The organism is Streptomyces sp. NPDC047072 (genome assembly GCF_040643855.1).
Lineage (GTDB): Bacteria > Actinomycetota > Actinomycetes > Streptomycetales > Streptomycetaceae > Streptomyces.
Genome location: NZ_JBEYVC010000231.1, coordinates 1 through 15,482 on the forward strand (window position 1 = coordinate 1; position 15,482 = coordinate 15,482).

The 15,482-nt window shown below is 70.1% G+C and carries 17 protein-coding genes; 4 read left to right on the forward strand and 13 right to left on the reverse strand.

Annotated elements, in window-relative coordinates; translation table 11 throughout:
* Positions 1 to 103 precede the first annotated feature (103 nt).
* The 7 genes from ABZ896_RS48185 to ABZ896_RS48215 form a co-directional block, all read right to left on the reverse strand.
* On the reverse strand, positions 104 to 1,099 hold the full coding sequence (locus ABZ896_RS48185) for a hypothetical protein (RefSeq protein ID WP_360944230.1): 996 nt from the start codon (positions 1,097 to 1,099) through the stop codon (positions 104 to 106).
* The gene (locus tag ABZ896_RS48190) at positions 1,096 to 1,236 is read right to left on the reverse strand and encodes a hypothetical protein (RefSeq protein WP_360944233.1); all 141 of its coding nucleotides are present in this window, start codon (positions 1,234 to 1,236) and stop codon (positions 1,096 to 1,098) included. The genes ABZ896_RS48185 and ABZ896_RS48190 overlap by 4 nt, the downstream gene beginning before the upstream one ends.
* 17 nt (positions 1,237 to 1,253) lie before the next feature.
* A complete protein-coding gene (locus ABZ896_RS48195; RefSeq protein WP_360944236.1) occupies positions 1,254 to 1,844 on the reverse strand; it encodes an XRE family transcriptional regulator in 591 nt (196 codons plus the stop codon).
* Between the two features lie 40 nt (positions 1,845 to 1,884).
* Positions 1,885 to 4,008, reverse strand: a complete 2,124-nt coding sequence (locus ABZ896_RS48200) for a helix-turn-helix domain-containing protein (RefSeq protein ID WP_360944239.1) — start codon at positions 4,006 to 4,008, stop codon at positions 1,885 to 1,887.
* Positions 4,009 to 4,126: 118 nt separating this feature from the next.
* On the reverse strand, positions 4,127 to 4,594 hold the full coding sequence (locus ABZ896_RS48205) for a hypothetical protein (RefSeq protein WP_360944242.1): 468 nt from the start codon (positions 4,592 to 4,594) through the stop codon (positions 4,127 to 4,129).
* Between the two features lie 80 nt (positions 4,595 to 4,674).
* Entirely contained in the window at positions 4,675 to 5,010 is a 336-nt protein-coding gene (locus tag ABZ896_RS48210; RefSeq protein ID WP_360944245.1) for a hypothetical protein, read from the reverse strand.
* A gap of 75 nt (positions 5,011 to 5,085) precedes the next feature.
* Complete coding sequence (locus tag ABZ896_RS48215) at positions 5,086 to 5,622, reverse strand: hypothetical protein (protein WP_360944248.1); 537 nt, start codon at positions 5,620 to 5,622, stop codon at positions 5,086 to 5,088.
* An 85-nt stretch (positions 5,623 to 5,707) separates the two neighbouring features.
* On the opposite strand from ABZ896_RS48215, the gene ABZ896_RS48220 reads away from it, so the two are divergent.
* Both ABZ896_RS48220 and ABZ896_RS48225 read left to right on the forward strand, forming a co-directional pair.
* The gene (locus tag ABZ896_RS48220) at positions 5,708 to 5,923 is read left to right on the forward strand and encodes a hypothetical protein (protein ID WP_360944251.1); all 216 of its coding nucleotides are present in this window, start codon (positions 5,708 to 5,710) and stop codon (positions 5,921 to 5,923) included.
* 2 nt (positions 5,924 to 5,925) lie between these two features.
* Positions 5,926 to 6,219 carry a hypothetical protein gene (locus ABZ896_RS48225; RefSeq protein ID WP_360944254.1) on the forward strand — a complete coding sequence of 98 codons (294 nt, stop codon included), beginning with the start codon at positions 5,926 to 5,928 and terminating at the stop codon, positions 6,217 to 6,219.
* 26 nt (positions 6,220 to 6,245) lie between these two features.
* Here ABZ896_RS48225 and ABZ896_RS48230 read toward each other — a convergent pair whose 3' ends face one another.
* The 6 genes from ABZ896_RS48230 to ABZ896_RS48255 form a co-directional block, all read right to left on the reverse strand.
* A complete protein-coding gene (locus ABZ896_RS48230; RefSeq protein ID WP_360944257.1) occupies positions 6,246 to 6,770 on the reverse strand; it encodes a hypothetical protein in 525 nt (174 codons plus the stop codon).
* 92 nt (positions 6,771 to 6,862) lie between these two features.
* The gene (locus ABZ896_RS48235) at positions 6,863 to 7,681 is read right to left on the reverse strand and encodes a DUF721 domain-containing protein (protein ID WP_360944260.1); all 819 of its coding nucleotides are present in this window, start codon (positions 7,679 to 7,681) and stop codon (positions 6,863 to 6,865) included.
* Positions 7,678 to 9,900 carry a hypothetical protein gene (locus tag ABZ896_RS48240; RefSeq protein WP_360944263.1) on the reverse strand — a complete coding sequence of 741 codons (2,223 nt, stop codon included), beginning with the start codon at positions 9,898 to 9,900 and terminating at the stop codon, positions 7,678 to 7,680. Before ABZ896_RS48240 ends, ABZ896_RS48235 begins: the two co-directional genes overlap by 4 nt.
* 957 nt (positions 9,901 to 10,857) lie before the next feature.
* On the reverse strand, positions 10,858 to 12,090 hold the full coding sequence (locus tag ABZ896_RS48245) for an XRE family transcriptional regulator (protein WP_360944266.1): 1,233 nt from the start codon (positions 12,088 to 12,090) through the stop codon (positions 10,858 to 10,860).
* A 237-nt stretch (positions 12,091 to 12,327) separates the two neighbouring features.
* Positions 12,328 to 13,032, reverse strand: a complete 705-nt coding sequence (locus tag ABZ896_RS48250) for an ATP-binding protein (protein ID WP_360944269.1) — start codon at positions 13,030 to 13,032, stop codon at positions 12,328 to 12,330.
* Entirely contained in the window at positions 13,029 to 13,787 is a 759-nt protein-coding gene (locus ABZ896_RS48255) for a GntR family transcriptional regulator (protein ID WP_360944272.1), read from the reverse strand. The genes ABZ896_RS48250 and ABZ896_RS48255 overlap by 4 nt, the downstream gene beginning before the upstream one ends.
* A gap of 350 nt (positions 13,788 to 14,137) precedes the next feature.
* On the opposite strand from ABZ896_RS48255, the gene ABZ896_RS48260 reads away from it, so the two are divergent.
* Positions 14,138 to 14,725, forward strand: coding sequence for a hypothetical protein (locus ABZ896_RS48260; RefSeq protein WP_360944275.1), 588 nt, complete (start codon positions 14,138 to 14,140; stop codon positions 14,723 to 14,725).
* A 103-nt stretch (positions 14,726 to 14,828) separates the two neighbouring features.
* Positions 14,829 to 15,383 carry a hypothetical protein gene (locus ABZ896_RS48265; protein ID WP_360944278.1) on the forward strand — a complete coding sequence of 185 codons (555 nt, stop codon included), beginning with the start codon at positions 14,829 to 14,831 and terminating at the stop codon, positions 15,381 to 15,383.
* Positions 15,384 to 15,482: the final 99 nt, after the last annotated feature.

The window sequence follows — 15,482 nt, forward strand, 5'->3', positions numbered from 1 at the left end:
GGTCGGCCAGCGCCCCGCCTGGGCGGTGGGGTGGCGCCGCCTCGTGCTCCCGCGCCGTGTGCGGGCTGGTCAGCCTGGACGGGGCCGGACTGACGCGTGGGGCCTAGCGGGGCCGGCGAGTCAGGGCGCGGGCGACGGCCTGGGCGTGCTCGCGCAGCGGCAGGTCTTGCGTGTCCCAGGTGGCAGCCACGTAGTTGAGGAGTTCGGCCGTCGCGCGTTCCGCGTCGCTCGGGTCGCTGACGATGAGCCGGTCGGCGGCGTAGGCGACATCGGCGGCCGGGGTGGAGTGCTCTTGGTCGTCGACGGGGCGGTAGCCGGCGGTCAGCGTGAGGGTGTACTCGTTGCCGGTGCGGGTGAGCGCGGTGATGGTGTTGAGGTTGAGCGGCCCGAAGGACGGCTGTTCGAGGGCGGCACGGATGAAGTGCCGGTGGTTGCCGATCGCGGCGACCACGGCGTCCCAGGCATAGGCCACCCGCTCTCCGTCGGGGTCCGGCTCCACGGTGGCAAGGGACAGCTCGAAGCCGGTGCCGTCGGCGTCGCGGAACCAGACCGTCTCGTCGCCGGGCGCGACCGGGGCGACGAAGGTGATGTGCGGGCTGGAGCGCAGCGCGTCGGCGATGCGGACAGCATCGTGGTCGGCGTCGAGCAGGGGGCTCTTGTCGCGGTCGATGGGCGGGAGTTCAGTGGTCACGCTGTCGCTCCTGGTCTGGTGGTCGGTCAGCGAGGCGGCGGCCGGGGCCGGCGGGACGGTGGGAACGGGCATGGGGGACGTCGTGTCTACGTCGACCGTGCAGCCGGACCCGAAACCGCGGCGCTGGGGGCGGTAGCCGAAGGACGTGAGGATCGAGTCGAGGGCTCGTTGCATCGCCGTGGTGGCGGTCTCGTAGCGCCGGGTCGTATCGGCGAACAGGTCGTCGGGGTGGTCCGTGCTGTCGAGATCCGCGCTGTCGAGCCGCTCGTGGGTGAACCAGTCGACGTGCACCTCCTGGTCGAGGAGGTAGACGGCGAAGCCGCCCGCGCCTCCGTCGGCCCGCTGCGTGAGCCCGGCGCTCTCCAGGTCGAACTGCACCCGCTGCGCGAGCTCTTCCAGTGCGGTCACTGCTTCAGTTCCTCTTCCCAGTCAATGAAGTCGGAGGCTTCTTCCTCCTGACGCTGGTATTCGTCCGATGCCTCACGGTTCGCCTCACGTTCCGCGTTGTTCTTCGGGTTCGGGAACGGGTAATCGATGCTCGCCATTCGTGTTTCTGATCCTGTCAGTAATCGACGTCGATGTAGTCGATATCCGTGAATTCGACTTGGAGCTGGTCGGCACGGTAGCCGTTGTCCTTGAAGTAGACCTCCTGGAAGCCTTCGGCGATCACCTCGTTCGGTGACTCGGTGCTACGGCCCTGCTGGGCGTCGAACAGGCGACGGGCGTAGGAGGCGGGCAGACGGACGGTGAGGCGGCGGAAGCGGCCGTCGTCGGTGGTACCGCCGGCCGCGTCGTAGCCGAACCGCGCCCGGGTCTCCACGGTGATCCCGCCCGTGGAGGCGGCACGCTTCTGCCGCCGGGCACGCACTCCTGGCTGCCAGCGGGCGCGTACCGCGGTGTCGATCCGGTCCGTGATCGCCTTCGGGGGGTGCTTGCGCTCGCCCTTGCGGTAGCGCTCCACGGACCGCTGGCTGATGCCGAGCTCCGTCGCCACGGCCTTGGTCGTCTTGAGCTGCTTGACCAGGAAGTTGATGCGCCCCTGGAGGGTCTTGGGCGGGTCGCGAGTGAACTTCTCCCAGCTGGCGCGCTCCACGGCCTCGCCGATCAGCGCGTCGTCGCGGGCCGCGTTCGTGGGACGGATCCGGCGTGCCATGTCAGTTCCCTTCGCAGCAGGTCAGGTTGGTGGTCACGGCCTACTCGCCGTCGTCCAGGACGGCGTCGCCGCCCTTGACGTGGCGGGCCGGGTTGAGGCCCTTCTCCATCAGGTCGACCGCCCACAGCATCGACTGGACGCCCTCCAGCTTCGCCAGGCCCGGCGTGGGCCCGAGGCGGAAGGCGCCGGGGATCGGCTTGCCGGACTCCGCATACGGCAGGAAGTCCAGCGGGCTCGGGCTGGGCGCGGGGTAGACGACACAGTCGGACAGCACGGCCAGCGGGTACAGGCCCGTCAGCTTGGCCATGTTCGACAGCTTGCGGTGCATGTTGACCCGGGCCTTGGAGATGACGGCGGCGCGGATGTCGGGGCGCCAGGTCGGCCGCATCATGCCCGGCCAGGGGTCGCCGTCCTGGTAGTCCTTGCCCTGCGGGTTCTCGAACAGCTTCCCGATGCCGCCCTTCACCGTCGCCTTGATCGCGGACAGCACCGCCGCCATCGCGGGGTCGGTGTCCTTGTGCCGCTCCATCGCCGCCAGGAACTCCCGGTCGTCCAGGTCCTTGGTGACGCCGAGGTCGGCGAGGGTGTCGACGTAAGCGGTCTTGAGGCGGTCGTGCCACGGGTCCAGGTACGCGCCGGTCTCGCGGCGCAGGTACGCCTCGATCGGCTCCACGTTGTAGCCGAGCTCCTGGGCGTAGGCGACGGTGTGCGTCTGGTACCAGGCCGGGCCCGTCGGACGGGTGCCTTCCGGGGTGAACGGGCTGGGCAGACGCGGGTCCAGCTCGATGTGGGACAGGTCGACCAGCCAGCTCCCGGGGATCTTCGGGTTGAACTTCGGGGCGTGGAAGTGGTCGGGGGCGCTGAGGCCGACAACCAGGCGGGCCGCAGCCGCGAGGAAGGCGGTGTTGAGGTCGAGGCCGACCGCGTACGGCAGCTGGCACTCCTCATCGGTGAGCAGGTCCACCGGCCGCACCCACTGGTACGCCTCCTCATGAAGGAAGCCGCCCTTCCAGCCGGAGTGGAAGATCGCGGGGTGCTCGGGCTGGCCCTCCGGCGGCGCCGGGTCCATCGCCTCCGTGCCCAGCGCGCCGGGGTTGGGGCCGGACACCCAGTTGCCGGTCTCCTCATCGCGCACCGGCCGCGTCGGCGGGCGCAGCGCGGTCATCAACTCCAGCCCGGACACGGCCGTCGACCCGCGCGGGGTGATGACCCGCTGGGCATACACACCCAGGACGCGCGCGACGTCGGCCGGTTCCATCTCCGCGACGCCGGGCCAGGCCCTAGAGTCGAGCGCGTCCCACGGCAGGATCGCCAGCTGCACGCACTGCCGGTCACGGCCCTGCGCCTTGCGGTAGACCCTCGCCCACGGGCCGAAGCCTCGCTTGGTGAGCTGCCAGCGCGCCTTCAGTACCTGCTTGACGACCGGGTGGTCCTCTTCCAGGCGCAGACCCCGGCGGTCCTCCAGGCGCTCCGGCAGCCCGAGCTTCACAGCGGCGGCCGCCGTGATGACGATCAGCGGGTCGGCGTCCTTGCCGTGACGGTTGAGCTTGGGCGCACCGAGGCCGGACTCGCGCAGCGTCCACTCCACCAGCTCCACAACCGTGCGAGCGGGGCAGTCGAGCACGAGGCCGTCGACGCCGTACGCGGAGCCGTCACCGTCCAGCACCGCGAGCGGACCGTGCGGGAACCGCGGGTCGACGGCGGGCTTCGCGGCCTTCTTCCCAGCCGGGCGGCGCGACGACGTCGCCGGGCGCGCGGCCGGACGCTCCGGCGCGGCCGCGACGGCGGGCGCCTGGACCGGGGCCGGGTCCGTCTCTACCTCGGGTGTCTCGGGCGCGGCCGGGCCGGTGAACGTCTCGGGAACCGGCTCCGGCCGGGGCGCGGCAGCCGGGGCGGGCGCGGCGGGAGCTCCGTGGGCGGGGTACTTCGCCGCCCATCCGTTCAGCAGCCGCTGGTAGGCCTCCAGGCGCGGCGGCTTGGGCTCACTCCTGCCGTTCTCCCAGTTCTTGACCGTCTGCGTCGACGTCTTCAGCGCGACCGCAAGGCGGGCCTGGGTGATGCCGGCGGCCTCACGGAGTCGGGCGCGCTCCGCCGGGGGCGGGAGCTGCGGGTCCTCCTCCAGCAGTGCGTCGACCGACGCGAACAGCTCTTCCTCAGTTGCCATTTGATATCTACCTCCATCATGAACACTAGCACCCTTACCCCCTACATTTAACCCGTTTCTTTAACTCGATCGGATATTGTTTTGGGTAGAGAGATGACGTTTTGAGCGTGTATGGCGGTCAGGCTCGAATGTGACGGCCTGCGACGGCGACGAAGGCGTTGTGCGCGTCCCTGGCGAGGCCTGCGCGCCGGTCCCGGTCGGCACGGTCGGGGGCGTCGTGCAGGTTGAAGGTGACGTCGACGATGCGGGTGGCGAGCTCCAGGACGCGCGGGTCGTCGGTGAGCAGCTGGAGCTCGGTCAGGGCCTCGCCCACGACGGTGCGCGCCTCCAGCGCGGCCACCTTCGCGGCTGCCTGCTCCGCCCCGGAAGCGCCGGCCTCCCGCAGGACGGAGCGTTCGTTCTGCAGGCGCCGCATCGCGGCGAGCCGGGTGAGAAAGCGGACGCACGCCGTACGCAGTTCCGCGCGCTGCTGTGCCTGCTGGACGCCCTGGTCCCGGCGTACGGTGGACCGCTCCTGCAGACGGAAGCCGACCAGGATCCCCAGCACGCCGATGACGCCGGTGATGGCAGATGAGGCCAGTTCCATCCTCATGTCTCCTTGATCCGTGGCGAGTTGGACGGCGGAACGGCGAACCCCCGGCGCGCGGCCGGGGGTTCAGGGCAGGGCTACCAGGAGCTCGGGGCGTACTTCTCGATCAGGCCCATCAGCCAGTCGGGGACGTTGTTGTAGGGAGCGGGGGTGGTGCTCCACAGATGGATGCTGCAGGAGTCCATGTCGACAACGCCGTTCGCCAGGACCCGGTAGCCGGAGACGTTGGCGTCCCAGGTGTACTCGCTCGTGCCGGTCTCGCGGCGGTAGGTGATCCACACCCCGTAGGGGGCGAGGATCAGGTCGAAGTCGTTGCTCAGGTGCGGCGTGTCCGCGAGGCGCAGGATCTCGATGTGCTGCTGCGCAAGCGGCTCGACGGTCATCGTCACGGAGGCCTTGGCGGTCTTGGACATGATCTCTCTCCACTTCGGAGGCGGGAAGTGCCTGGGTGGTGCGGTGCACGGCCCCGATGGGCCGGGCGGGACGGGTCAGGCCAGCAGCAGGTCGTCGTCGCTGAACGGCATCGTGAAGTCGTCGTCGGGGTGGGTGCCGACGTGGTCAGGGCCGCTGCCGACGCCGCTCATGTTGTGGGTGCCCCGCTTGTTCAGGCGGCGGGTGCAGGTGTAGCCGTCCCGGCTCATCAGCCCGCACTGGTTCTCCGGTGCGAGCGGGTTCCGGAACGGCGACTTCGGGCGGGTGTAGACGATGCCGGCGTCGGCGAGGGCCTGGACGTACTCGCCGACCGCGTCGGCGAACAGCTCGCTGGCGCGCTCCTGCTCGATGTCGGTGAGGACGGCGGTGCCGGGCCCGGAGCAGGTCTCGTTGCGGGCGTCTCGGATGCCGGTGGTGCTGGACGCGTAGCGGTCGATGCAGACGGTCGCACCGCAGTCGGTGCAGGTGCCCTCGAAGACGAGGGCGTGGTCCTTCGACTCGCGCGGCAGGCGCTTCCAGGTGAGGGTGTGACCGTTCGCGCCGACCACCTCGTTCATGTGCTGCTTGCCGAGGGTCCACCACTGCTGCGCCATGAGTCCTCCCTAATCCTGGGTGGTTAACCACCTTCAATGTGACACACCCTTGACGGGTGGTCAACCACCCGTGGAAGATTCCTGCATGGCCAATCAGCACAAGGAGAAACTGCGCGGGGTCCGCGGCGTCGACGACCAGTTGTGGCAGGACTTCGAGGCCGCCACCGCGCGCAAGAACACCGACCGCTCCGCCGAACTGCGCCGCTACATCGAGTGGTACGTCGGCAGACCCGACACCGGCTTCCCCGAGCGCCCCGAGCCGCCCGCCGCACATGTCGGCCAGTTCGAGGAGGACAGGTAGCCATGGCGGAGCAAGACGAGAACGACTGGCTGCCTCCGGGCGCCACACCGGTGCTGCCTCCGAACGCGCCCCCGGGCACCGTGCGGGTGGCCACCGGCTCTCTGGCCCGGTTCGTGAACGCCGAGGAGGCCCGCGACTTCGGCATCTCTACCGAGCGGTCCTGCCTGGTGATCGAGCAGGTCTTCTACGACGCCGAAGACGACGTCCTTCAGCACACGGTGACCGTCAACTACAGCGGCCACCCCCACGAGATCAGGTACCAGCCCACGCCCGACGACCTCGCACAACGCGAGTAGCCGGCCCCGGTCGGCTTGCTGTGCGGTCAGATGTCAGCCCATCGCTCCTGGGCGGTGATCCATTCCCGGCGGGCATAGGCGCGAACGGCGTCCCGCTCGGCATCGGTGCAGCCGTTCTCCAGGGCTGGCGGAATGTCGCCGGTGGTGCTGGTCCCGTGCTGGTGGTCGTGACTTGCCAGTTCGCCGGCGACGTCGGAGGCGTCGGTGCGCAGCTCGACAGCCTTCGGCACCGGGTTGGAGTCCTCCTGGTAAGGGCGCGGCAGGTAGCTGCCGTGTCCGTGGCACAGGGCGAGCGCGTCCAGGACGGCGGCGGTCTCCAGCAGGTCGTCCCGGCACTCCCGGGTCAGGTCGCTGACCTGGAAGTCGACGAGGTCCTGGCGACCGGCGGCGTGCACGGTTGCCAGGTGCTGGCGGTCCATGATGTTGGAGTACAGCAGCACCGGGATGAGTTCGCCGATACGGACCAGGTGCTTGCCGTACGCGGCCTGAGCCGCCCGGCTGGTCGACCAGCCCGGCCACGGCTCATCCGGGGAAGCTCGGTGTGCGCTCATATCGCGGGAAGTTACCCACCTCTCAGCAGCGGCGAAGCCGGAACCGGCCATCCCGGTCCCGGCCTGCCCGGCTACTCCTTCAAACACCCGGCTCACGCCGTGGTCCGGAGTTCAGGCGGCTGCGCACCGGCAGCCGCGGCCGCCGTACCGGACTGCCGGGCAGCGCGGTCCTTTCGCGCCCTGCGCAGGGCCGCGATCCGGGTCTCTTCTGCGTCGCGGCGGCGCTGAGCGCGGGCCGCCTCCATCGAGGCCGACGCCTCGTCAGGGTCGGGAAACGCACGGGCACTCAGTTCGCGCATCGCGCGGGTCTGCCGCTCGACTGCCTGAGCTATGTCCGGGTCAGCCAGGGAGGGCGGGGCGGCCTGTCCGTGGGCGGCGAGGGCGCGGTGGTAGCCGTCGCTGGCCAACTCCCGTGTCTTCACCGGGCCCTTGGGCGTCTCCGGGGCCTGGACGTCGTCCGGGGCGGGCACGGGCACGGAGCCCGGCGCGAGGATCCGCAGTCCGCGCACGACCGTACGGCCGGCCGACGCGTTGGCCGCCGCGATGATCCGGGCCTGTTCCAGCCGGACCTTCGTCGCCCACCCCGACGACTCCGGGCACACGGTGAGCCGGCCGGAGTCCGGGTCGTAGCCGACCGCGAACACGTGCCCGGCGAGCTCGGGGGCGATGGCCTCCCAGCGCTCGCGCAGCGTGGCACCGGCGGCCGGAAGCTCCCAGGCCCGCTCGGTCACCAGCGCGCCGATCGCCGTACCGAGCCCCATCGGCTCGCGCCCGTCACGCCTCACCACCACCGTCGTGCGCGGCTTCGGCATCGCCGTACGGGTGTTGCCGCCGTTCTTGCGGGCCGCCTCCCGCGCGGCCCGCAGCGCCACCCTCGCCAGGTCGACGCCCGACACCTCGCCGCCGCTCACGACCGCTCCCAGGTGCTGTAGCCGAGGGTCAGGTGCCCGAGGCGGGACAGGCGCTGCACGTCCGCGACGAAGGCCCTGGTGAACAGCCTCTGTGCGGAGTGCTCGCCGTACCGGTCGATGTGGTCGAACACGACCTGGTGGTCGCGGGCGGCGCGGGTACGCCAGTCCAGGACCTGCTCGCGGGTCAGGTCCTCGAGGACCAGGTCCCGGTCGACGTCGTCGGCCGGCGTCTGCGGTGCGGGCACGGCGGGCACCGGGCGCGGAGCGGGCAGCACGACCGGGGCCGGCGGCGCGGCCGGCTCATCGAGGGCGGGGCGCGCAGCCGCGGCTGCGGCACGGGCCTTGGCGGCGGCTGCCTGCTGGGCCCGGACCTGCTCCCACTCGTGCTCGCGGGCCCACGCCCGGGCGGTCACGGTCTCGTGCAGCTGCCGGTCGACCGCCGTACGGCGCTCCGTCTCGGAGGCGTAGGGCATCGCGTCGTCGACGGCGGCCGCGACCGCGTGCCGCTGGGCACGGCTGCTGGCCTGGCGGTCTTCGCACCGGGGGCAGTCCAGGCCGGAGTCGAGCAGCATGCGGTCGTCGCACAGCCGGTCGCCGCACTCCTGCCGCTGCGGCAGACCCTTGCCGATCAGCCAGCCCACCGGATCCTTGATCGGACCGCCAAGGCGCATCTGGTCGGCTAGGCGCCGGGCGAGCCGGTCGGCGAGGGCCTGCGGAGCGTCGGTCCGGCCGACGAACCCGCTCACCGTGACCAGCTCGGAGCGTGCGGCGGCTTCCACCATGCGGCGGGCGGCGGGACGCTCCAACCGCGCCCACACCAGCCGCACCGGCTCCAAGATCATCCGCAGGTCTTCCGCCGGCAGGACCGCCCTTCCCCGCTGCTGCCTGCCCTGACCCGCACCGTCCACGACCTGCACCGGCAGGCCTGCCACCGGCCCGCGGCCGCCCATCTTGCTGATCGACGACGGGGACTTTTTCGGCTGTTCCCCGCGCAGCGGGTCCGCGCCGTCGACCAGGCGCAGCCCGTCGACAGCATCGGCGTCCACGGCCTGGTCCTCGCGCTCGCACGCGCACCCCGGCAGATCACCGCACCCCTGACGGCCTTCGCCGGAAAACCCACCAGAGAGCGAGAGCGAAGAGACATCAGTACCCACAGCAGGGTGATCAGTGTGAAGGGCTGCCGTAACGTCGGGCTCTGCCACACCCGCCTCATCCGCCACCGGCACACCGCTGACCTGCGGTTCTTCGTCCGGCTCGAAGGGCTCAATATCCCCTGCCGCAACGTCGGGGTCTGAAAAATCGGGGTTCGGGGCGGTCGCACGGTCCTCCCGCCGGGCGACGGCGGCACCGCGCTTGCCGTGCGCGGCGGCGACCGCGGGCAGCATCAGCCGCGTACGGTGCGCGAGCTGCGACACCGTCTCCACCCGCACCCGCTGCACCAGGCCCCGGTCCTCCAGCCGCTCCAAGACCCGCTCCCCCGTCGACGCCTTGCAGCCCAGCAGCCGGGCCACCGTCGCCGCCGCACGGCCGCGCTTGGTGTCCACCGTCCCGCCGCACTGCCGCACCTGCCCGGTATCCCGCGCCTCGAGGACCAGCAGGAGCAGCGCCAGCCGGTCCGTCGCCGCCGCGCGACCCACACGCGAGCCGAGCAGCCCGGCCGGGGTCAACCTGCCGTCCTTGTGCGCCCAGCCCGGCGCCATCACGGCCTCCATCAGGCGCAGCAGCGTCGCGAACTCCTTCTTCTCCAGCGCCAGCGGGTGCCCGACCACGCCGTACGCGGCCCACACCGGCAGCACCTTGCACCACAGCCCGATGTCCTGGCCGAACTCGCCCTCCGCCGTCTCGATGTCGACCAGGCCGGAGCGACGCAGCGCCGGAACCACGTCGGACGCGACGTACGACGCCGACAGTCCCAGCCACCGACCCAGCTCCGGCGTACGGATCTCCACCACACCCGACTCCGACGGCGTCCGCGACGCCAGTACCAGCACGGCCAGGCGGACCGCGTCCGACATGCCCTCCAGCCCGTCGGCGTCCAGCAGCGCACGCGCCGCACCGCCCAGCCGGGCACGCGCGTCCTGACCCAGCGCCAGCGGATGCGACGGACCGCGCTTCGGCGCCGGGCCGGCCTGCGCGGGCACCGACCGCAGCCGACGGCCCGGAGCAGTATCGAAGGGGTTTTCGATCATGGCAGCGGCCGACGCCGCGACCGCGCTCACAGAGACCTCCCCCAGGTCAAACGGCACGCCGATCGGGCGTCATCCGTGTGACCCTGAGGGGGTGTGATGTATGTCACGTTCCCGCCAGGCGGGACGCGGCGGCCTGCGGAATTCACCGGAGACGTGGTGTCCCCCACCCCATGCCGGACCTGACAACCCGGCCTGACCTCGTGCACTATGGCGCTACCAACCTTCAAATAGGTCGACCCCGACCGCGACCGGGCCCTTGCCAGGACCCGACCTCGGCCGAACGGTCTATGCGGATGTAGGTGGTCCCCAACGGCCTGCCAAAGCCGAAGGAGCCCACCGGTTGGGTGCAGAAGCCCCCTGCCACTGGGAGCGACTGCGGTGGTGCTGGTCCTTGCGGACCGGTGGTACTGGCCGGCCCTCACGGACCGGGTAGTGCGACCCGCTTGCCAAAGCGGGGTTTTGCTAGGTGAAGAAATGGCTCGATGAGCCAGAGCCCGGAAGCCGGCGCCAAAACCGGAGACTGGGCGGCCGACCTGGACGGTGAGTCCGGTCGGCGAGACGGGCCGCGCGAGGCCACAGTGGATGCCACTCCACCTCACTGGCGCGCGCGGCCGGTGGCGCTACGTCACCCCGACCCCCTTGATCTCAAGACCGGTGTCGGCGGCATGCCCGAGCGCACGCCCGATGGCGTGATCGCGACTGGGAAACGGCGTAGCAGCGCGCGAAGTTCCGCGGACGCGGGTAACCTTCATCCCGCGATCACCTCCATTCCAGGTGTATCGCCCAACGAGGCTTCGCCCCGTTCGAGCGCCCCCGTGGACCATGCCCGGTCCTGGGGGCTCTCGCCGTTATCGATCAAGTCTCCCCACAGCCTAGCCCTAGATCCAGACAGATTTGCGGGACGAATTCGCGCAACGTCCGAGGTGCCCGGAATGCCGAGCCCGTCAGACGGGAAGGTCGCGGAAAGTTGCCCGCCCCGCGGGAGGGTCATCGGGCGCCTCGCAATTCGCGAAGGTGGACGACGAATTCCTGCGCCTCGGGGGCGTTGGCGTAGTGAGACTGGAGGGCCTGCCCGAGATCGGCGCTGACCATCGCTAGGGACGGCAACGACTTCCGGTCCCCTCCGAGGGCACGCTCGCCGTAGGCCAGCGCTGTGTCCAAGTCGCCCTCGCGTGCGGCGACCACACCGAGCGTGACGCGGGCCTCCGCGATCCGCATGGGCGACCGCTCCGTCCCATCGAAGTCCGTGCCCGCCCGAATGACCTCGTGCGCCAACTGTTCCGCGAGCCGGTTCTCGCCCGACTTCCTCAGCGCGTCCATGCGGTAGAAGTCGTACTTTCCGGGGTCCACCACGAAGTGGTTCTCAATGTTTTCCGGATAGGGCAAACGCTCCAAGACCTGTCGGCCCTGATCGAGGGCGACCTCCGTCTGTGAGCGGTCGCCCAATCGTGCCCACGCTTTTGCCTTCTGCGCGTACAGCTGCGCCGCGACGCTCTCATTCGGCGCCACCGCGATGCCGGCCTCCGCTGCCGCGATGACGCCGCGGTAGTCGCCACGCGTCAGCGCGAACCATGCCCTCATCTCGTGCGCCCACCCCTGCACGCTCACCTCCCCGGCCTCCTGCCCGAGCATCAGCGCGGCCTGCCGGGTGGCTTCGGCGTCACGGGGGTGACCGGAGTCGTACTCAACACAGCCGACCAGGAGCGACAGCTTCCCCGCGAGCGCGATGATTTCGCGGTGCTGAGCCAGACTGACCCGCTGGTGCTGCAAGCCGACGACACGGGCGAGCCACGCCTTGCCTTCCATGAGCAACTGGTCGGCGGGCATGTAGGCGTACTCGCAGCACAGCCGATCGGCCGTGATCCGCAGTGCGTCCAGCGTGGCAACGTCCACGTCGCTCGCCCTCAACCGGGCGATGATGTCCACGGTGTCCATGCCGCTGACCTGCAAGATCTCCGAGCGACCGTCGCGCCGACTGCGTTCGGGGAAGAAGGCGCCTGTGGTCGTACCGAAGACCGCCGCGATCAGGGACCGGTACTTCTGGGGTTGGGCTTCGGCGGCTTCCCACCTCTTCCACTGACGCAGCAGGTCCTGTTCGCTCACGGTTTGGTCCTCGGGGAGACGCACCATCAAGCGCCGAACCGCGTCAATCTGCGACCACCCGCGCGCCGCGCGCTCCTCAACCATCCGGCGTGCCCAGTCAGGACGTTCGTCAGCCATCGCCGATCCCTTTCCCCGTACGGTCCTTCGGCGCAGCCTGCGCTCCGACAGGGGGATGTCCGCAGAGCGGAAGGCGGCCCTTCTGCGGCCGAGCATGGCACGGCCCCTCGATCACGCGGAGGTGACAAGTGGTGGTGACATTTGGAATGTCACCACCACTTGTCACTTTCCGTAGCGGCATCACCCGAGCACGGTCATGGTCAAGAAGCGCTCGGTGATGCACGTGAGAGGTAGGGGTCAATGAGGGCCACCACTGGAAGGACGCGTACGGCGGAGTTCGGCCAGCAGGCTCTCGGGGCGGCCGTCATAGACGATGTGCGGCTCATCGGCGGTCGGTGCGTGGAATCGGCCGCCGAACCTCAGCAGGTCTTCCTCGCTGAACTCGATCGAATTCGGGTCGACCAGCGACTGGGCGTTGCGCTCCCGGATCCTCTCCCAGCGCACCTCGTGCGGCACGGGCAGGTAGACGAGAACGGGTACGCCGCCAGCTTCCATAGCAGTTGCCGCCCATTGCCCGCGTTCCTCTGGAGTCCAGAACCCGTGGTCGACCACGGTGTCGCGGCCAGATTGCAGGGACTCCTGGAGTTCCAGCGCGATGTCCTTGAGGACGGGCGCTTCCCGGACGCGGAACTCACCGCGCGGGAAGTCACGGCCGTAGTGGCCGTAGCGACGGAACATCTCCTCATCCGGGCAGAGGCGCAGGAAGCCAACCTGCTCGAGGGCTCGGGCGAGGGTTGTTTTGCCAGCGCCCGGCATCGCGGACATGAGGATGGCGCGAGGCGCTGGCCCCGGACGGCCGGCGAGGGCTGCGGAGATACGGCGGATCTCGAATCGTCCTTCCAGGGTCAGGGTGTCGGCAGCCTCGGCTCGGAGAAGGTGACCGAGGCGGCTCTCAAGGCTGTAGACGTCGTCGTCCAGGAGAACCGCGTCGCTGATGGTCACCGCTCCTCCTCCGAGGTGAAGCGGCGTGTACGGCCCGGGGCGCCAAGGTCGACCCCGTACTCCAGCACCTCGCCATCGGCGTCCAGGAATCTCACGGTCAGCACCAGAATCGCCGCGACCGTACCGGGCTCCAGCTCCAGGAGCTCAAGGTCCTGGGCGGTGGCGATGCGAGCGCCTTCCTCATGCGCGCGCCGTGCCACCTGCCGACCGGTGGCGCGAGCAATCAGGTCCAGGGACAGCCCGCCCTTGAGGCGCACGCTCTCCGCCAACTCGGGCAGTACGGAAGCGAATTCGGCCGGGATCCAGGAGGTCGAGTGAGCGACGATGCCATGGGCGTCTCGATAGACACGGCTTCGGCGGATCACGTCGCCACCAGGGGCGATGCCCAGCACGCTTGCGACGTCGTCGGGAGCGGCGACGATGCTGGCTGTGTGCCCGCTCGACTTCTCGCCGGTTCCCCACGTCGACTGCGTCTTGCTGCTTCGGTCGTGGCGCTCGGAACCGGTGGACAGCGAAACAGGCTGACCCAAGACCTCGGTGCCAACCCCCTTGATGCCCTGAACGAGCTGCTCATCACGCAGCAGCTTCATGGCGCGGTCTGCCGTGGCGGTGCTGACACCCCACTCGGCTGCCAGGGCCTTGATGCTCGGCAGCAGAGCGCCCCGAGCGAGCTCCCCGGAGCTGATGAGGTCGCGGTAGTGACTCGCGATGCGCGTATACGGCGGCCGGTTGTCGGCTCGTGGTGGCTCGGGCATTTCGCCTCCTTCGCTTCTTGGCCTGAGGGTACCTCACTATACTGCTTGACACCTGAGGATACCTCAGGCAACCTGAGGTAGGTAAGGCTCACGGTGATCCTCCGGGAACACCGCGTGGCACCACCGTGAAACAGCAGGAGTCACCGCTTCTTCGGAGGTGGCGGCAAAGGGGTTGAGCCCGCGCTCCCCCGGTCGAGACGCCTGTACCTCATATCGAGCACCACAGATCGACCTTGAACAGCGCGTTTTGCTGCGTTGTCTGTCCGCCAGGACCAACCCGGCCGCAAGGCCGGCCTGGCGAGGCAGAGAGAGCAGCACTCCGCCCCCCACCTGCCAGAAGGAGATCGAAGATGGCGAACCGGAAGCGTCCCGGTCGGACCCGTACCAAGCGCAACAACCGCCGCGAGCCGCTTCTGCTCAGCACGCTGGCCCCGGAGGACTTCAACGTTCGGCCGGGCGAGACGAAGTCGATCGCCTGCCCGGACTGCAGGACCTGGCGCCGGATCATGGGAGACACCGACCTCAAGATCCGCGAGCACGACGCCTCCGGCCATGTTCCCGAAGACGGAGAGCCCGCCATCTGCCCCGGCAGCAACCAGGCCGTGGTCATCGACATTGATGTCCGGCGCTGGCAGGCCCGGCAGAACCGCCTGCTGCGGGACGCGATGCCGCAGGAAACCCGCCGCTCCGCCCGGCAGCACTACAAGCCGATCCCCGCGCCGGCCCCCGCGGTTGCACAGATCGCCGCGAAGTCGACGACGGCAGAGCCGGGCGACGGCCGGGCGTTGTGGCTGCTGCGGGAGATGAAGTGGGCGTCGACGGCGACGGCGGTACACGAGACCGACACCCGGCGCGCGCAGCTGCCCGCCGGTGACGCCCCGCTCGGCAGCCCGCTGGTTCCGCTGACCACGCTTCACCCCAAGCAGCCCGAGCGCTGAACCACCCCCGCACGAACGACCGCGGCCCCGGCCATCCCGAGCGATCGGGGAGGCCGGGGCCGCGGCTGCTCGTACGACCAGCCGCAACTGAAGGGACCGCCGCATGAAGCTGCCGTTTGTACGACGCGCAACCGCCGACGCGTTACGCGACAAGCTCACCCGTGCCGAGGCGGAAGTCGTCGCCCAGGCCGCGAGCGTTGAGGAGAAGGACGGCGAGGTACAGCGCCTGACCCGCGAACTGAACGACGCTCGTCTCGCCCGGAAGGCGGCGCACGAGGCGTACAAGATCGCCGACTTCCGAGCGACGCGTGCCGAGGAGCGGGTTGCCGAGCTGGAGGCCCGTCCTTGGTGGGTCCGGAAGCAGCCGGATGCGGGTGAGGCCGGTACGGCCGGGCCCGGGCCGGAGGACAGGGACTACGCCTTCACCGTTCTCAACCGCGCGCTTCCGCAGTTCGCCGACCTCGTCACGCAGAACGGCGGTGTCCTCCCGGACGACAACTACAAGGCGCTGTCGATCTACGTGAACGGCGCCTCGCTGCACTACGGCCTCAGCGAGGCAGAGGTCGAGGAGCTCGGAGCCCAGCACGGCATTCCCGCGCCGATCCTCCAGAAGGCGAAGGACTTCGTGCCCCACGCTCTTCCGGCCGGCGCCGCCTGACCGGCTTCCGCACGAACGACACTGGGCCGCGCCAACGCGGTCGCCGTCTACCGGTACAAGTCCGCGCAGGAGCCCGCCAGTTACGTCGGCCTGCTCCCC

Excerpts from the sequence above, each read along its gene's own strand:
- ABZ896_RS48190 (WP_360944233.1), bottom strand. The coding sequence starts at position 1,236 with ATGGCGAGCATCGATTACCCGTTCCCGAACCCGAAGAACAACGCGGAA.
- ABZ896_RS48195 (WP_360944236.1), bottom strand. The coding sequence starts at position 1,844 with ATGGCACGCCGGATCCGTCCCACGAACGCGGCCCGCGACGACGCGCTG.
- ABZ896_RS48200 (WP_360944239.1), bottom strand. The coding sequence starts at position 4,008 with ATGGCAACTGAGGAAGAGCTGTTCGCGTCGGTCGACGCACTGCTGGAG.
- ABZ896_RS48205 (WP_360944242.1), bottom strand. The coding sequence starts at position 4,594 with ATGGAACTGGCCTCATCTGCCATCACCGGCGTCATCGGCGTGCTGGGG.
- ABZ896_RS48210 (WP_360944245.1), bottom strand. The coding sequence starts at position 5,010 with ATGTCCAAGACCGCCAAGGCCTCCGTGACGATGACCGTCGAGCCGCTT.
- ABZ896_RS48215 (WP_360944248.1), bottom strand. The coding sequence starts at position 5,622 with ATGGCGCAGCAGTGGTGGACCCTCGGCAAGCAGCACATGAACGAGGTG.
- ABZ896_RS48220 (WP_360944251.1), top strand. The coding sequence starts at position 5,708 with ATGGCCAATCAGCACAAGGAGAAACTGCGCGGGGTCCGCGGCGTCGAC.
- ABZ896_RS48225 (WP_360944254.1), top strand. The coding sequence starts at position 5,926 with ATGGCGGAGCAAGACGAGAACGACTGGCTGCCTCCGGGCGCCACACCG.
- ABZ896_RS48230 (WP_360944257.1), bottom strand. The coding sequence starts at position 6,770 with ATGAGCGCACACCGAGCTTCCCCGGATGAGCCGTGGCCGGGCTGGTCG.
- ABZ896_RS48245 (WP_360944266.1), bottom strand. The coding sequence starts at position 12,090 with ATGGCTGACGAACGTCCTGACTGGGCACGCCGGATGGTTGAGGAGCGC.
- ABZ896_RS48255 (WP_360944272.1), bottom strand. The coding sequence starts at position 13,787 with ATGCCCGAGCCACCACGAGCCGACAACCGGCCGCCGTATACGCGCATC.
- ABZ896_RS48260 (WP_360944275.1), top strand. The coding sequence starts at position 14,138 with ATGGCGAACCGGAAGCGTCCCGGTCGGACCCGTACCAAGCGCAACAAC.
- ABZ896_RS48265 (WP_360944278.1), top strand. The coding sequence starts at position 14,829 with ATGAAGCTGCCGTTTGTACGACGCGCAACCGCCGACGCGTTACGCGAC.